The sequence below is a fragment of the Citrobacter sp. wls708 genome (assembly GCF_005281255.1).
Lineage (GTDB): Bacteria > Pseudomonadota > Gammaproteobacteria > Enterobacterales > Enterobacteriaceae > Citrobacter > Citrobacter werkmanii.
This window is the reverse complement of the sequence record NZ_SZXE01000043.1, coordinates 1-16,419: the sequence shown is the minus strand read 5'-3', so window position 1 is coordinate 16,419 and position 16,419 is coordinate 1. Positions and strand designations below refer to the sequence as shown.

The 16,419-nt window shown below is 50.3% G+C and carries 12 protein-coding genes and 1 tRNA gene; 2 read left to right on the top strand and 11 right to left on the bottom strand.

The features are described 5' to 3' along the window. Positions 1–13: 13 nt before the first annotated feature. On the bottom strand, positions 14–2,149 hold the full coding sequence (locus FDW97_RS21345; protein ID WP_087856921.1) for an ornithine decarboxylase: 2,136 nt from the start codon (positions 2,147–2,149) through the stop codon (positions 14–16). A gap of 467 nt (positions 2,150–2,616) precedes the next feature. Here FDW97_RS21345 and FDW97_RS21335 point away from each other — a divergent pair, with 467 nt between their 5' ends. Together FDW97_RS21335 and FDW97_RS21330 are read left to right on the top strand one after the other, a co-directional pair. Further along, positions 2,617–3,324: a DUF554 domain-containing protein gene (locus FDW97_RS21335; protein WP_038633642.1), complete on the top strand. Its 708-nt coding sequence runs from the start codon at positions 2,617–2,619 to the stop codon at positions 3,322–3,324. A 105-nt stretch (positions 3,325–3,429) separates the two neighbouring features. Then, positions 3,430–3,505 (top strand) — tRNA-Phe (locus tag FDW97_RS21330). A gap of 215 nt (positions 3,506–3,720) precedes the next feature. Here the strand turns inward: FDW97_RS21330 and FDW97_RS21320 are convergent. The 10 genes from FDW97_RS21320 to FDW97_RS21275 form a co-directional block, all read right to left on the bottom strand. Continuing rightward, a complete protein-coding gene (locus FDW97_RS21320) occupies positions 3,721–5,061 on the bottom strand; it encodes a VasL domain-containing protein (protein WP_137351593.1) in 1,341 nt (446 codons plus the stop codon). A 1-nt stretch (position 5,062) separates the two neighbouring features. Further along, a complete protein-coding gene (gene tssE, locus FDW97_RS21315) occupies positions 5,063–5,506 on the bottom strand; it encodes a type VI secretion system baseplate subunit TssE (RefSeq protein WP_085048745.1) in 444 nt (147 codons plus the stop codon). Beyond that, positions 5,506–6,039: a type VI secretion system lipoprotein TssJ gene (gene tssJ, locus FDW97_RS21310; RefSeq protein WP_137351592.1), complete on the bottom strand. Its 534-nt coding sequence runs from the start codon at positions 6,037–6,039 to the stop codon at positions 5,506–5,508. The genes tssE and tssJ overlap by 1 nt, the downstream gene beginning before the upstream one ends. Further along, the gene (tssG, locus tag FDW97_RS21305; protein WP_121529533.1) at positions 6,014–7,102 is read right to left on the bottom strand and encodes a type VI secretion system baseplate subunit TssG; all 1,089 of its coding nucleotides are present in this window, start codon (positions 7,100–7,102) and stop codon (positions 6,014–6,016) included. The genes tssJ and tssG overlap by 26 nt, the downstream gene beginning before the upstream one ends. Then, on the bottom strand, positions 7,063–8,829 hold the full coding sequence (gene tssF / locus FDW97_RS21300; RefSeq protein ID WP_137351591.1) for a type VI secretion system baseplate subunit TssF: 1,767 nt from the start codon (positions 8,827–8,829) through the stop codon (positions 7,063–7,065). Before tssF ends, tssG begins: the two co-directional genes overlap by 40 nt. 22 nt (positions 8,830–8,851) lie before the next feature. Continuing rightward, on the bottom strand, positions 8,852–10,450 hold the full coding sequence (tssA, locus tag FDW97_RS21295) for a type VI secretion system protein TssA (RefSeq protein ID WP_137351590.1): 1,599 nt from the start codon (positions 10,448–10,450) through the stop codon (positions 8,852–8,854). Beyond that, entirely contained in the window at positions 10,447–13,824 is a 3,378-nt protein-coding gene (locus tag FDW97_RS21290; protein WP_212734251.1) for an ImcF-related family protein, read from the bottom strand. The genes tssA and FDW97_RS21290 overlap by 4 nt, the downstream gene beginning before the upstream one ends. Beyond that, positions 13,796–14,980, bottom strand: coding sequence for a hypothetical protein (locus tag FDW97_RS21285; RefSeq protein WP_137351589.1), 1,185 nt, complete (start codon positions 14,978–14,980; stop codon positions 13,796–13,798). Before FDW97_RS21285 ends, FDW97_RS21290 begins: the two co-directional genes overlap by 29 nt. Positions 14,981–14,984: 4 nt before the next feature. Then, positions 14,985–15,251 (bottom strand): PAAR domain-containing protein, encoded by a 267-nt coding sequence (locus FDW97_RS21280; RefSeq protein WP_110496860.1) that lies wholly within the window; start codon positions 15,249–15,251, stop codon positions 14,985–14,987. Between the two features lie 161 nt (positions 15,252–15,412). Next, positions 15,413–16,210 (bottom strand): hypothetical protein, encoded by a 798-nt coding sequence (locus FDW97_RS21275; RefSeq protein WP_137351588.1) that lies wholly within the window; start codon positions 16,208–16,210, stop codon positions 15,413–15,415. Positions 16,211–16,419: the final 209 nt, after the last annotated feature.

The window sequence follows — 16,419 nt, the reverse complement described above, 5'->3', positions numbered from 1 at the left end:
GGCCAGATGGCGCTTATTTCACAACATATCCATACAGACGCTTAATGCCGTCTGCATCCGTCTCACTGTAAACGCCTTGCAGCTCCGGCGAGAAGCCAGGCAGCAGGTTTACACCCTCTTCCAGCGCCAGGAAGTATTGTTGCACCGCCCCGCCCCAGACTTCGCCAGGCACCACGCACAGCACGCCCGGAGGATAAGGCAGCGCACCTTCCGCCGCAATGCGGCCAGCAGCATCACAAATACGCACCAGTTCAACATCACCACGAATAAAAGCGCTGTTGGCATCCTGCGGATTCATCGCCACGGCAGGCAGACTCTCCTGACGGAACATCGCTTTTTGCAGATCTTTCACATTAAAGCTGACGTACAGTGAGTGCATCTCCTGACACAGTTCACGCAGCGTGTAATCCCGGTAGCGCACCGGATACTTGTTGAAGATGGTGGGCAGCACTTCAGCCAGCGGCGTGTCATTCTCAATGTGCTGTTCAAACTGCGCCAGCATCGCCACCAGTTGCGCCATTTTCTCTGCGCTTTCAGCCGGGGTCAGCAGGAACAGAATCGAGTTGAGGTCGCATTTCTCCGGCACAATGCCGTTTTCACGCAGGTAATGCGCCAGAATCGTCGCCGGAATACCAAACTCAGTATATTGCCCGGTTTGCGCATCAATGCCCGGGGTAGTTAACAACAGCTTGCAGGGATCGACAAAATACTGGTCGCGCGCGTAACCGGAAAAACCATGCCACTTCGCGCCAGGCTCAAAGCTAAAGAAGCGACGCTCGCTGGCAATCACCGCCGTCGGATAGGTTTCCCACGGTTTGCCATCAACCACCGGGGGAATAAACGGCTGAATCATCTTACAGCGAGCAATTATCGCTTTACGGGCCTCGATTCCCAGCGCCACGCACTCAGCCCATAGCCGACGACCGCTCTCGCCTTCATGAATTTTGGCGTTAACGTCCAACGCCGCAAACAGCGGATAAAACGGACTGGTGGAAGCATGCAGCATAAACGCGTTGTTCAGCCGCTTATGCGGGCAGAACCGCGCCTGGCCGCGAATGTGGTTATCCTTTTTGTGGATCTGCGAGGTTTGCGAAAACCCAGCCTGTTGTTTGTGTACTGACTGCGTCACAAAGATCCCCGGATCGTTAGCATTAAGCTCCAACAGCAACGGTGAGCTATCGGCCATCATCGGGATAAATTGCTCGTAGCCGACCCATGCGGAATCAAACAGGATGTAATCACACAAGCTACCGATCTTGTCGATCACCTGCCGGGCGTTGTAGATCGTGCCGTCATAAGTGCCGAGTTGAATGATCGCCAGACGGAACGGACGCGGCTGGTCAGCCTTTTGTGGCGCAACTTCACGGATCTGCTGACGCAGGTACTGCTCATCAAAGCAGTGCTCATCAATGCCGCCGATAAAACCAAACGGATTACGCGCCGCTTCCAGATAAACCGGCGTGGCGCCCGCCTGGATCAGCGCGCCGTGGTGGTTCGACTTATGGTTGTTACGGTCAAAAAGCACCAGATCCCCACGCGTCAGAAGCGCATTGGTTACCACTTTATTGGCCGCAGAGGTTCCGTTCAGCACAAAGTAGGTTTTATCCGCGTGGAAAACTTTCGCGGCAAATTTCTGCGCATGTTTCGCTGACCCTTCATGAATCAGCAGATCGCCAAGCTTAACGTCAGCGTTGCACATGTCCGCACGAAACAGATTCTCACCAAAGAATTCGTAGAAATGCCGCCCCGCAGGATGCTTCTTAAAAAACTCACCGTGTTGGTGTCCCGGGCAGGCAAACGTGCTGTTCCCCATTTCGACATACTGGGTCAGCGTGTCGTAGAACGGCGGCAGTAGATCGTCTTCATACTGACAGGCAGCAGTCTCCAGCTCCAGCCACTCCTGAGCCTGACCACGAATGACCGCATTTACTCCCGCTGGCACCTCCACATCGGATTCCGCGAACAGAAACACGGGTAAATGAAAACCTGTGCGTTTAAGCAAAGCAAGGATCCCGCTGCGGCTGTCCGCAACGGTAATGACGACTGCCGCAACGTCAGTAAAATCAGTGCTGTCCAACGAGACCACCTGACGATGGCTGGACAGACGAGAGACCAGTTCACCACTGGCGGCAATTTTCATTGATTTCATAAGCGCAATAACCCGTTTCGGGAAAATCAAAAGTCCCGGCAAAGCCGCACTGCTTTGCCCACGAAATGACAGGTCAAACTGGTTACCAGCCCCGACCGCCAGACATCAGTAAAAGCAGATAGCCTCTGATCTTACTGTTATCCTGCAGTGAGCGTGCGCTTACCTCACCGCATGGTGGAAGCGTGAAGATATGTTGCAGGAAGGGGCAAGCGTCGCGCAAAAAGGCGATATGGAAGGCGATGTAGGGGGAATAATTTCATCCCAGGCAGCCCCATTCAGACAGGAGAAAATTCGCGCAATCATGGCACCTTTCACTGACAGGCGCAAGATAAAATCCGGCGCTAAAACCTCACAGATAAACAAACATTTTGTCTGAAATTAGCGGCATAATAATGCAATCTGAAACATAATTTCACCCAGTCAATTGCCTTCAGGATCAAGACGATAATGGGTATGCAGGAGCAAACGTGGTAATCGGACCCTTTATTAATGGCGGCGCCATTTTATTTGGCGGCGTTTTCGGCGCACTACTTAGCCAGCATTTACCGGAGCGCATTCGGGTCTCGATGACCTCCATATTCGGCCTGTGCTCTTTGGGAATTGGTATCTTGCTGGTTATCAAATGCGCCAACCTGCCGGTAATGGTTCTGGCAACGCTGGTTGGCGCGTTAATTGGCGAATTCTGTCATCTGGAGAAAGGGATTAACGCCGCCGTAGCCAAAGCACAGCAGCTTTTCACCCGTTCGGACGCCAACGCAACGCATGAATCATTTATCCAAAGTTACGTGGCCATCATCGTGCTGTTTTGCGCCAGCGGAACCGGGATCTTCGGGGCGATACATGAAGGCATGACCGGCGATCCAAATATATTAATCGCGAAATCGTTTCTTGATTTCTTCACGGCCATCATTTTTGCCTGTTCGCTGGGGATCGCGGTCTCTGCCATTTGTGTACCGATGCTGGCAATCCAGTTGACGCTTGCCGCCTGCGCGGCGCTGATTTTACCCCTGACCACGCCTGCGATGATGGCTGATTTCAGCGCTGTAGGCGGACTATTGCTGCTGGCAACCGGTTTACGTATTTGCGGCATCAAAATGTTTGCCGTCGTAAATATGCTTCCGGCCCTGCTGCTGGCAATGCCGCTTTCTGCCGCGTGGACGGCATTTTTTGCCTGAGAATGCGTGCAATAGCAGCAATGTGGTGATAGATTGTGCAGTCTGCATTGATTTGAAGAAATTTCGTTGACGAAGCGAAGCGAATCGGGTTTAATGCGCCTCGTTGCCCGGATAGCTCAGTCGGTAGAGCAGGGGATTGAAAATCCCCGTGTCCTTGGTTCGATTCCGAGTCCGGGCACCACTATTTAAAGAACCCGCCCAAACGGCGGGTTTTTGCTTTTGGAGAAGCGGACTCTCCATCGAACTCCGTTCGATTATTCGCCGCCAGCGGCTCACCCCTTCGGGGCCAGCGCGACAAGCACGCTGTTCAACGCCTACGGCGTTAGTCCGAGTCCGGGCACCACTATTTAAAGAACCCGCCCAAAAGGCGGGTTTTTGCTTTTTGGGGAATAGAATCTAATCCCTTCCCGTAGCGCTTTCTTTCAATAGCATATAGCGATTAAGAAGCTGATTAATCCGCATATCGAGCTGCTGATACAAAGCGGGTGATACACTCCCCTGCTTTTTTAATTCGTCATCTATTTGACGCAATAACTCTTCTGTCGGCGGCGTTTGGTCAAGCTGGCGGCGGATAGTGAAAATGGCTGATTTCAGCTCCGACCCCGTCAGATATTTACCTTTGCGTTCATCAAGCATATTTAGCCGGGCGGTTAACGCGTCCAGACCCTGCTGGGCATCATGCCAGTTTTGCAGAGCGCTTTCCGGCAATGCTTCCGTGGTTAACGCTTTCTGTAACCCACTAACGAATGTCGTTGTCTGCGATTCCTCCGGCCACAGGGTGACTAACTGCTGCGCTAATGATGCGGCATATTCTCTCGACCACAAAGGTGACAGGTCATGTAAAACGTCCAATTGCCCTTGCGTTGCGGCAATTATTTCCTGCTTCTGTTCCTTCAAATCTGAAGATTGCCTCAACGTGGACAATTGCTCTGGCGTCAGCATCTGCGGCAATGGCTTCACCAGTTCATATCCGTCGGCGCGCATATGAGTGATACCAAGAAAAGCGCCTGTACTTACGACCGCAGTCACCATGACACCGATAGCAAACCCCAACCACATCCGTCGGGTTCCATGTGCGGTTTGAGTAGCAAAAACCGTTGTGCTCGATTGCTCTGATGACACAGGTTCATTAACCACAAAGACCAACTGTGGGACTGACGTTTCAACGTTAATGGTCGCACCTGAAGCCGGTATCATCACAGCGCCCGCTCCCGAATCCGCTTCAGCCTTCTCCAGACGCAAAGCAGCATTGTGCATCCAGGTAACCACTGCCTCCAGTTTACTCAGCGCTTTCAACTCAAGTCGCTGCAGCACTTCGCAGGCATGTTTTAAACTCTGTTCAACCCGATACACCATTGATAAATCAGCATATGACAGCGTCAGCGTACGCAATTCTTGCTGTAAACGGGCAGACAGCCAAGCCAGAACCTCAACGCGGGCATGCGTCTGCTGCGGCCATATAGCACTCCAGTGATGCGTCAATAAGGCTTCCATAAGTTCCGCGCCTTCGGCAAGCCCTACCAGGCCCGCATTACGTATTCTGCCGACGGTATACCAGGCCAGGGTTTGCAGTTCGACGCCGTTATGACGAAACAATGTCAGGCTTAACTGTTCAACCTTGTGCCAGTCAACATCCGGGCGCGCGGGGTGAGTCAGTTTGCTGATTTCATCGCGTAACTGCCCGAACTCCGTAAAAGCACGCGGGTCGCCACCGGTGATGATGCGATTCTTTTCCATGTCAGTACACTCTCGTCTCAAGCCAGCCCTGCTTCTTAAGATGACGAATAAGCACCCGCCCCTCAGGGGTAAAGTCAGTGCCATAGCGAACAATGCCCAGGTCCTGCAGTTCAGCATCGATTGCATAACGCAAATGCCCCGGCGCTTCCTGCTCCTGCATCGTTACCTGAATACCTTTTAGTCGCGGTTCATATTTCAATAAAACCTGAGAAAGTATGCTGATAAGCTGATGCGCCGTTCCTGGCATCCCCTGGAGGATTTTGGTCATATCCGGCAGACCGTAGTCGGGCAAATGTTTGAGGCTACCGGCACGAGTATTCAAAATCCGCTGCATATTATCGAGGACGGACAAAATGACCTGCGTGTTTTCACTAACTGCGTGCAAAGGAAAACCACCGGAAAAATTACCCAGCAAGATGTCATAAAGAGAAGGCCGTTTAGTCATTACTCGTCCTCCTGCGTCAGGAGAATCAGAGCCTGAGAATTTAATTCAATCACTCGCGCCTTATCAGGATCGAGATCTTCACGACCTAACACAACACGCCATGAATCCTCAGACTGATCGGGAGAAATGAACATTCCCGCCACGCCAACATATTGCGCTTCCTTTTCGAGTGGAATATCGACTGTTACGCTTTCACCAGGACGTACCCGAATATCTTTCTGAGCCAATAAATCTGCTTTCACCGCCGTGCTGTCTTGCGCAAATAAAGACTGATAGTTTGCCGAATCAAATGCTTTACGATCTCTGAGTTGGTAAATACGTACGACAGTTGAAAGCGCGATACCCTGCGCATTTTTATTAGCGGCTTCTCTGGCGGAAAAATCCAAATGCAATGTTTTAATTTCCTTATAAAAAATTGACTTCGTTAATGACACTGCGCCTTCAGATACTTTTTGTGTCAGACCACATCCGGTTACCAGACTGGTCATTGCGGTTACTACGGCAAAATTAATAGCGATAATCGCCAGTCTCATCGGCTTCCCTCCGCTGATCGTGTTGACTAAGGCTCTGCCAAAGCCCAAGTGTAATCGTTATGAGTTGATTCTTCGTTTCCGGATTATCCAGACGCATTACAGCCGTTCGGCCGAGCAGTACTGCGCGTTCGCTTTTATTACTGGTAAGTTGAGCATCCGGAAGCGCCGAGCGAGGAATCCGTAATTGCAGCCTCGCATTCACTCTGGCACCTAAATAAACGTGCATCAGCGCGAGAAAATCATGGTAAAGCTGACCACCGGGTAACCAGTCACGAACCTCATCGGGAGCATCCGTTGTCAGAGTAATTAGCACCTGGCTGTTAATATCTACGGCGCTATGCCCCATCACCGGACGAGAATGAAGGCTAACGGGTTGCCGTGTACTCATTTTTAACGCCTTATCCAGCAGGATTAAGCGTTTATCATGAGGGGTCACGGTGATATTTGTTGTTGGTGATAATAAAGAAACCAGCGCGGATATTCCTTCCGCCGTGCGAGTTGGCATTCTCATTATTCCTAACAGCGCCAAAAAACGCGATAACGGGGTCTCGGTTTGTTTACCACATCCCGGAATCCCCAACCCGGTTAGCCCCAGTAAATATTGCGATGTTTCATCTGTACCGCCCGGGCGAAAGGTCGCTGGATAGCTATATTTACGCCAGACTCGATAAAACTGCGTAATTAAGCGGTGATTAAAAATATCCAGAAACTCAGCGGCAACGTCTGAGCCTTCCTGACGCTGGGCGATATCATCCTGATAGGTTGTCGGCAGCGGCGATTCCACACCATACAACCCCATAAAAGTGACCCGAACCGTTGGCGGCAGTGTGGGTTGTTGCGGATCATATACTGCACTTTTTAGCTCCCCCGCCGGGAAGCCCATTCCCGGATGAGGGCGAAAACGAACGGCATCGAAGCGCGGGCTTTGTTGGCTTCCGGGACAGGGTGCTTGTGGACCCCACTGTTCCAGCAACTGGCAGAAACGATAAAAATTGGTACGGGGCAGGTTTTCACCAAGGCTATTTAGCAGCCGGGTAGCCGCTGATTGTGATTCTCTTTCCATCGCAAGCTTTTCCCTGCCGGCTGTATGATTAAAGTAAGCTGATTAAACAAATGAATATCCGCATACAATGCAAAAAAGCGGTTAAGCATTTCTCCAAACAGATGGATATCGCCCTCACCGGTAAATCCGTTCTCATCAAGCGTTATTTCGATGTCCACCCCTCGTAGTAGAAATCCTTTTTCAAAGCGCTGTATTTCATGTTGTTGAACATCCATGATCGCATCCAGACGACGATAATTAAGCTCATCATCCTGCCAGTTATAGAGAGACAACGTTCCTTTGAGCACTTCAGCGCTGGCCATCATATTCAGAAAGCTGGATCCCAGGTGACTCAACACTCGCCAGTGAAAACGATCCTCAGCGGGAGGGTAAGCGGGGAGAGTCGGTTTACACAGATTACGCACGGCAAGCGGCGTCTGGAGGATCTGCTCGCAACGATTAAGCAATGAACTCTGCAACGCTCGTCTGGGTAGCTGACCGTTTGTGCCGGTCACTTTCAAAAACACGGTTTCATACTCAGCCAGACGATCCCGCTCCCAGGCATCTCCTCCGAGTATCAGCCAGGTATCATACAATCCGGATACGCCGCGTCTGACGCGAGTATGGTAGTAACGTTCAGGCGCATTACGGCGCATCATGCCTCCCTTGTGGCGAAAGCTGGTAAAGGGGACATAGACGGCATTACGCGTTCGCTGCGAACCTGAAACCGCATCCACCGAATAAATTTCCGTGTGACCATCCTGCAATCTGCGCGGACGCAGCAAATATTCGCTTTCAAGCCCATTAACCACCAGCGGATCGGCTTCCAGAGTGAAGAGATTAATAACCGGAACGCAATGAAGACGGATGTTTTCACTCCCCAGAGGAAGCTCAGAACTCCACTGTTGAGTCAGTACAGCTTCTATTTCAAAACACGCTATACCGGCAGGAAACGTTACCTTTTCCAGGCCGTTAAGATGGACAAACATAAATTTTTCGCGGAACGTAAAATACTCAAGCAATAATTGCCAACCGCCAAACGCCGTATCGCCTTTTGCCCATAAACTGTCTTCACTGGCAAATCCGCCCGGGGAAAAATACCCCTCCAGTCGAATACGTTCTACGCTATTGGGGAGTCTCAAATAAAGAGAGGCCAGACGCTTTGTCAAAGCAAGGTGCAGCGCGTGGGTCACCGGTGCGTCGCCGCTCAGATAAAGACTGAGGCGCGTCAGATCGGTTTGCGACCAGTCCATCTGTGGATTGCACTTTATTCGCATACGGATGGCCGAGCGTCCGTCAGGTTCAGCATCAATATTCACCACCGTGACAGACAGTGGATTGAGCGTGACGGGCTGAGTAGTACGATACTGACATACCGTTTTTTTAGGGCCAACTGGCTGGGACAATACACCAAACCCCGCATTGATCCGTTCGCTCACTTTCAGTACATCAATATCAGGTAAAAGCTCGACAATACTTAAGGAGGGAATGGTACGTAAATAATGTGGCCACAGCAGGCTCATTAAGCCTTCGGTAAATTCAGGGAGATGATCATCGATTTTGGCGCGCAAGCGTCCCATCGAAAATGCAAAACCTTCAAATAATCGCTCCACATACGGATCGGGAATGCCGACTTTATCCAGATCCAGCATCGCTGCACGATCCGGATGCGCCTGCGCAAACTCTTTTGCCGCTTCCCTTAAATAACGCATTTCCGCGTCATAATAACGCAGAGTTAAATCTTCCATTTTACAGTTCGCTTTTTTAGTTTTAGCCACACAAGACGGCGGCTCTGGCGGGATCAATGGCGACCAAACCGGACAACAGAGAGTCCATCTCTGGCGCCAGACGCGCTTTGTCACTTTCACTGCGGTTGGCTTTTAAACGCAGAAGTTTCAGCCGTCGCGCTTTGATTTCAAACAGCAGTTCAGGCTCCCATTGTTTGAGGGTGAGAGCGTGTGCTGTCGTATTCAATTCGCCAAGCAAATGCAGCGCGAGATCGTTGCGCCCACATTGTTCGGTCAGACGGGCCATCAACAACTGGCGTAACCAACGCTGTCGAGGTGAAATAATGCCGGGGCGAGTCTGAAGCCAGGCAAGCGCTGCTTCAATGCCTTCGCTATCCGCCAGCGCCAGCGCCTCGCTTTCAAGGAGCAGAATATCGTCATCCACCCCAGCGGTAGTCGCAGCGACTTTTTCCGTCCGCCAGTCGCTTTCCTGCAGCACGTCACGGGCTATCCACTCGCGGGTGACATCGTCAGCAAAGGGAGTTCCATCGTTAAAAGCCAGTGTTTCCAGACCCGGCATCCGATGTAGCAGCATTTTCAGATCGCTGATGATAATCGTGGCATTTTTATCCCATGGCGACCCCGCCCTGGTTAGCGCCTGATGAAGGTACCACTGCACGTCCAGCCAGAAATGATTCACTCCCTCGACAAATAAGCTGTCAGTTAACTCAATCAGTTCAGTCCAGTTTTGCTGCAAATACAGACGTTTGAGCTGAGCGCGGTAATCACTCTTGGGCGGTACCAGGCGTGTACGTCCGGCGCCATCTGGCGGAGGAAGCTGGCTGACCGTATCGAGGCGCACGCTTTTCATCAAATGATGCGCCGCCAGCCAGCCTTCTGGCTGATCGCTTAAGTATTTTGCCAACACCCGTGCCTGTTCCAGCAGCTCACGGCCAGAAGCAATACTTTTGAGGACGGGGGGTTCTGCGCTGTGTCGACTGGGTTGAGCGCTGATATTTTGCGGTACCAATGCCTGAGCGCCGCCAGACTGCGCCAGCCGATTTTCCAGCGCGCTATACAACGCCCCAAGCCCTGGACGAATACTCTCTTCTCGCTGACTAAACTGCTGCTCCAGCAGCATCAGCGCACCGGCGATCCGTTGCGTGTCAGGTCGTGAAACCTCGGGAAAACGCGCCAGACTATCCAGCATCCGCTCGCCTGCCAGCCATTCAAGGGCGGCCTTATGGCTGTTGGCTCTTAAGGGATGGAGAGAATCGCCATATTGCTGCATCAGGCCAGCCAGCAAAATCAGACCATCCGCCAGACCGGACTCACCATCCTGATGTAAACGCGCCCATGTGTAGTAGGTGACAACACGGACATCTTTACTGGTATGGGTCAGAATTTTTTCCGCAAGCTCAATGATGAGCTCCGTTTGCGCGCCAGACAGTTTATTCACCTCCTCTCGCATACGCTGAAAATCATCGTCATAGCCAGGATCTTCACCACCAGGGTTGGCTGCTGAAATGGGCAATAGCCAGTTTTGCCATAGCGCAGTCTGCGTTTGCGCCTGTTCAATTAGTTGCCGTTGTTCATCTGGCGAAGCCGTGCTGGCAGCCAGTAGACGTTTCAGAGCGCTCATTCTTCTTCCTCTGAGGAAATCTTGCTGCTAACAACAAAAATTGCTTCTGGTAGTTCAAAGTCGCGGAGTTTGAGTAATACGAGCGGGCCTTCACCTGCTTCCGTTCGCAGGGTGTAGTTCAGCGGCAATCCATCCTGCGCTGTCCAGCGCAGGTTAAAACCGCTGTTTACGCCAGCGTTATCGGTTATCTCCGCTTTCTCAAGCAGTCGTATCCACCCCCAGGTACCGGGGTTATCTGAGTAGATTCGGGTTCCCGTATTGGTGCTCACCCAGCTTAGGGTTGCCCCTGACGCTTGCGTATCGGCAGGCCAGACAACGTTTTTCCACGCTGGCATCTGATTAACGTAGGTGAGTTTCTGCCCATCCAGTACGAGGTCGGTCTGCATGACATCCCGCGCCGTTCCAGGACGCAGCTCAAAACGCATCCCGGCTTCTCCACGAATAAATGCGACATCCGCAATTTGACTGAGCTGGTCCATCGCCTCAAGGAACGCCGGATTAAACACCAGTCCCTGAGCATTCACCGTGTCGGCAACCCAGTGACGTCCCTGTTTATGCAGCACACCACTTAAATGGCTTTCGAGAAAATGCGGGATCCGACCATTATCGCTTCGCAGATATTGCGCCAGCAGCGGCAGAGAAGCCTCGCTGCCAACATCGCGAAACGGATATCGTCCGCCGAATGCGCTGTTCCAGTCATTCACAATCAGCGCCTTCCATTGCGCATTCAGGCCCGCCGCGGTCGGTTGCAATACCTGCTGCCATGACTGTTCCAGCGGCTGAATAAACATAGTTTGACCAAATCCACTCCATGCTTGCCCCAGACTGGCCGCCACCAGATTGCCATAGTCACGCGTGGTGGTGAGATCGATGGTTTTGCCCTGAAACACCGTTTGCGCCAGGGCCTGACTCATTCCCTGCGGATCGGCAGCGTTAGTAATCTGCTGGAGTTTCAGCCTGACCTGCGTTACCCGGGTCAGGTAGGTTTGCAGACTCAGGTGGCTGATATCCTGCCCGGCAGATTGTTCATCCATCAAGGCCAGGATTGGCGAGAAGGTACTCGCCATAGGGCCTTCTTCCCGCGCATGCTGGTCAATGGTTTGATTTTCTTTAGTGTTAAATAGATCCTTTGCCGACTTCACCAATGAGTCCGACAGCGCTTCACCGGTTAACCCTGTGCGTCCCTGAACGACGAGCGTATTCATTAACGCAATCAGAGGAGACTGACGGATATCGGCAATCAACGTGAGTTGATCGATAGCATCGCTTAGCGTCTGGGTGCGCTTCCAGCGAATACTGTTGAGAAAATCGAGCCAGTTGTCGGCAAAATCCGTGAAGTAACGCTCGCTAAGACGCGTCTTTAATGCCTGGGGAGAAAGAGGATCGCTTGCAGAATGCGTATCATCCCCCAGCACCTGATCCATTTCTTCCCGGCGGTTGTTTACGATTTTCTCTATGGCGGGCAAAACCTCCTCTTCCCAGGCTTTGCGGGTATACACGCCAGCAACCGAACTGCGGGTATAAAATACGTGCTCTGCCCGGGTATCGCCGGTCATGTCTTCCAGACGAAGATCGGTGTAATGCGGAGTTACCTGTTCAATGATTTTCTGATACAGGGCAGCTTCGCCATTGCGGATCCCCATCTGACGAATTAACAGCGTTCGCACCTGGCTAATAAGATTTTTATCGGCTGCTATTTTCCATTCAGGATGCGCCTGAAGGTGTTCTCCCCAGAATTGCCAGAGGCCAGGCCCAACGCCCTGCCATGATGCACGCGAAATACCCGCTCGCTCCGGCCAGTCTTGCATCAACGCCTGACTAAAAAATGACGCCTCCATCTGTTCAGGCCGGGAGAGCATCAGATACATTTTCAGCTGGTTGTAGGCGATCTTTGCCTGGGCAGCAAACTGCGGGCTGTCTGGAGCCAGCCGGGTTAAAGCCGTTAATTCCTGAGTAAGATGTTGAGCGGCTTCATCACGCAGGAGCGGAATAGCGATACGCGTATAACGCGGCCATAGCGCATCCAGCAGAGCATCATTTTGACTTAAACCGAAGCGGTAGTACCACGGCACTCCATTCTGCTGACGCCAGCGAAGCATGCCTGGCGTTTGCTGAAGAGCGGAAAGCGCCGTAAGACGCTCGGCGAGCGGTTTATCCGGGCCGCCTGCCAGTCTCGCCTGATCCAGACTTTCGCCGATCAGATTGCGATTCGCCAGGAAAGACACCACCATTCCCGCCCCCCATAGCAGTATCAAACCGGCTGTACAGACTGCCAACACCCCCATCCCTGAACGGCCTGTACGCTGTGCCTTAAGTTCAACTGGTAACGCAGGGAGTGAATCAAGCAGCGCACGCCAGCGCTCATCACGCCTCCAGGCATGCGCAACGCCCGATGAGGTACTTTCCGCATACTGGCTCAAGATGACCGCCGCCAGCGGCAATGGCCGATGCGGGCTAAAAAAAGTGGACAACGATTCGCTGATGGCTTCTGCGCCAGGCATCAGCAAATTAGCCATTTTCAGTAAGAAGTTATCGCGGATATTGCGCGTAACCTGCTGTGTGCCCTGCTCCGCCATCTGTATTGCGAACGAGGTCAACTGCGAACGACATAAAGCCGTGGTGCATCCTGCAGGAAACAAACACGTCGCAGAGTGTAGGGTTACGTCATCCCGTGTGCCATGCAGCGACCAAAGGTACAACGGTACTCGCCAGCGAAGCGTGGTAAAAACAGCCTGAAGATGGCGGACGGCATTATCTGCTTGTTCTGCGCTTAAAGAGACAACAGGTGTTGATTGAACCAATGCCTGCTGGTGCTGAAAGGTGGGGGTTACCCATACAATCCCATCCAGCGGGCGCCGATGCAGCTTGCGTATCGCATCAAACAGCGTGACATCTGGCGTTTCAGTGAGCCCACCTCCCCAGATTAACACCACGCCATCCCCTTCAACCCAGCGCAGAGAGGTGAGTTTTGGCACCAGCAGCTCAACCTGAGAGGCATCCCCCATCACCAGCAGAATACGCGTTTTGGCGCGCCAGCGGCGGCCGTAATGCTCTTTTAGTGCATCACGAATTTCTCCTGTCCGTATATTCCTGGAGAGTATTTCCTCTATTCGGGATTCATTTTCAGGAAAAACGCCGACATTTTCCTCGCTTACGCGAAACAGATGCTCCCTTGCATAAAGGCTGATATACGGATACAGGCGAATCAAAATAATTAAAATTGCCGTGGCTACAACTAAGAGAAATTTCTTCGTAGGTGAATCTGCACCCAGATACTCACCAAAGCGATTCGCCAGCCATGATAATCCCGCCAGGATTACCAAAAACAACACAGCCTGACTTCCCCTACTCCATAGATGGCTTGTCGTATTCATTATCACTCCAGGGTAAAACGGTACAGATATATGGCTGTTGTTCCTGAACAGAAACGATCAAATATGGTGCTGAGTGATGCTTTGACATATCAGCGGTCACACCAGCACATAGCCAACCGGAAAATGGACCGGGGATCCCCATGAATCGTTCAAGAACAATGGTGTTTTCAACCTGCCAATGAACACCATTCTCATGAGCAATTGGATAGAGTTGCGTACTCAACGAAGCAATTGACTGGTAATCAGACACAATGGCCCTGGTTTTTTTCGCACTGACCTGTGTAGTAAAAAAAGTGGTTAAATCTTGCGACAAACACGATTTATCCAGAGGCATTGGACGCAATAAGCGACATTTTCCTTCCAAACCGTAATTGCGCGCAACATCATCACTGGCTAAAAGAAAAACAGCCATTCCATCAGAATATTTATCGTGCCCATTAAATTGCAAAATCAGAAAAAGATCGCTTCTGACTTCAGCATCTTTCAGGTTCGTATCCAGTTGGTGGCACGGAAACTCAATGACAATCCGTACAGAGGAAGGCTGCGGCTTGGCAGGTAAACTTGTCTGCCAGATGCGATGAAAGTTGGATTGTAGTAAGCAAATTTCTTCAGTTGAACCATCCGTGACGAGGGTTACATGCAACGGAATGCCAGTCGGTAATATGCTCAGAGACTCAGCTATACTGTTAAGCAAAACAGCCGCGGCATGGCATTGATTTTTGACCTGAGGTAAGTAATTGATACGATTAACCAAATCATATTGGTTTGCGATATTCTTTGAATTACCAGCAATAATTGCAACGGTAATTTTCTCTGGTAACAATACGCAGCTATTCATCACGACAATAGAGCGCTGTCCCCAAGACTGCCATTCACGCTGAGAAATCAATATTTCTTTTTGCAAAAACTCATAATATTCAAGCGCCCGCCCATATAAATACCCTCTAATACTGGCAATTATTAACCACAGGAACACTGGAAAAAGTGAAACCAGCCAGATGTTGACATCATTAATAAAAAACAGATGCTCTGTTGCATGCAATACAAAAAGTAAGATGCTTACTATCACTGATAATATACCGACCAGTATCCATCGCCAGAGAGAAAGAGGTTCAGGAGCTACGGGCGTGATAATTCTATGGCGTTCCCAGCCCATGGTTTCATCCTATTGATGCTTCCGGCGCACTTGAAATAACCTGACATCCACACAAACTGTGGCATCCATCGACAACTATCGGTTTACCATCAGAAAACCATTCTGATGAGCCTTCAATAATAGGATTAATGCCATGGAAGGGTATCGGGCAACTGACCATATCCCCCAGAAGAACTACTTTTTTCCCTTGAACAAACATGGTTGAAGATGCAGATATTACACTTCCACCATGAGTCGTTTTATCACCAAGCAAAACAAAACCTTTTGACATAATGAACCTCCTAATAAAATATCTATTAAATAGTCTCACTAATCATTTAATATAATGATTGTATTGGGAACCACTATAAACATTGAAGAGCTAGCAATGTTTGGCATAATCCTTGATTAAATTAACTGTTACACTTTTGGCAAATCTATATCTACTGAGTGTTAGTTTGCAGATGCCTTGCGTTCACTACTGATTTTCTGCAGCCGTTCGAAATCAGGTTCAGTTTCTCCAAGCTCGACTGAACCATCCGGATAAACCAGTTTTACCTGTTCACCATGCCCCCAGGTTAAAGGATCTATCCAGGTAACCACTTCATTAAAATGTATAACCGGCCTGAAAATGACACGTTCAATATCGCTATCAAGCCTGTATGCGTAGAAATTTTTCCGTCCTGTAAATGAAAGCGTTACCAGATTTCCGGCTAAATGGTTTTCCTTTTTTCGAGGGTAAAACTCCTCATTAATTACTTTATTTATCCCTGGCAGGGGTTGAGATCGTCCATTTGCAGCTCGGGGATAATGTTCATCAAACACAAACGTGATTCTTTTAAAAATTGTCTTATCAATTCCCTCAAGAATTTTACTGCCTTTTTTATACTTCAGCTTAAATTCAACATTACTCAGTTTCCAGTCACAGTACCAGCCCTTTTCCACCGGCACCGTGACGCTATAAATATTACTGTTCTTTTCCCGCTCCGGCTCATAGGTAGTGACACTGGAATCATCTTCGTAGTGTTTTTTAAAATTACCATCACGCCGGGTGCGCTGGCATTTATGTGAGCGATAGGTCACGGAGAACCACGGTTTCTCAAGAAGGTCCGGCGTATCCATTGCTATGGTGACTTTTCTGACATCAGATGAAAAGAAACTGCCGTCACATCCGGACAGCAGCAGATAAAAGATGGTGAGAAGCAGACGTTTATTGTGTCTTATTCTTATATAACCATGTGGATAACTCATAAATGATATATACCTCTGACACTCTGATATGAATTAGAATGTTTATATTTATTTCACCAGATAAGATAGTGATTACGTTTTTTTGATAAAATTTATCATTGTTGAACATTGCATTAATCACTGCTTTGTTGGCGCTCGCGCCTGATTTTCTGCAATCGTTCGAAATCAGGTTCAGTTTCACCAAGCTCGACTGAACCATCCGGATAAAC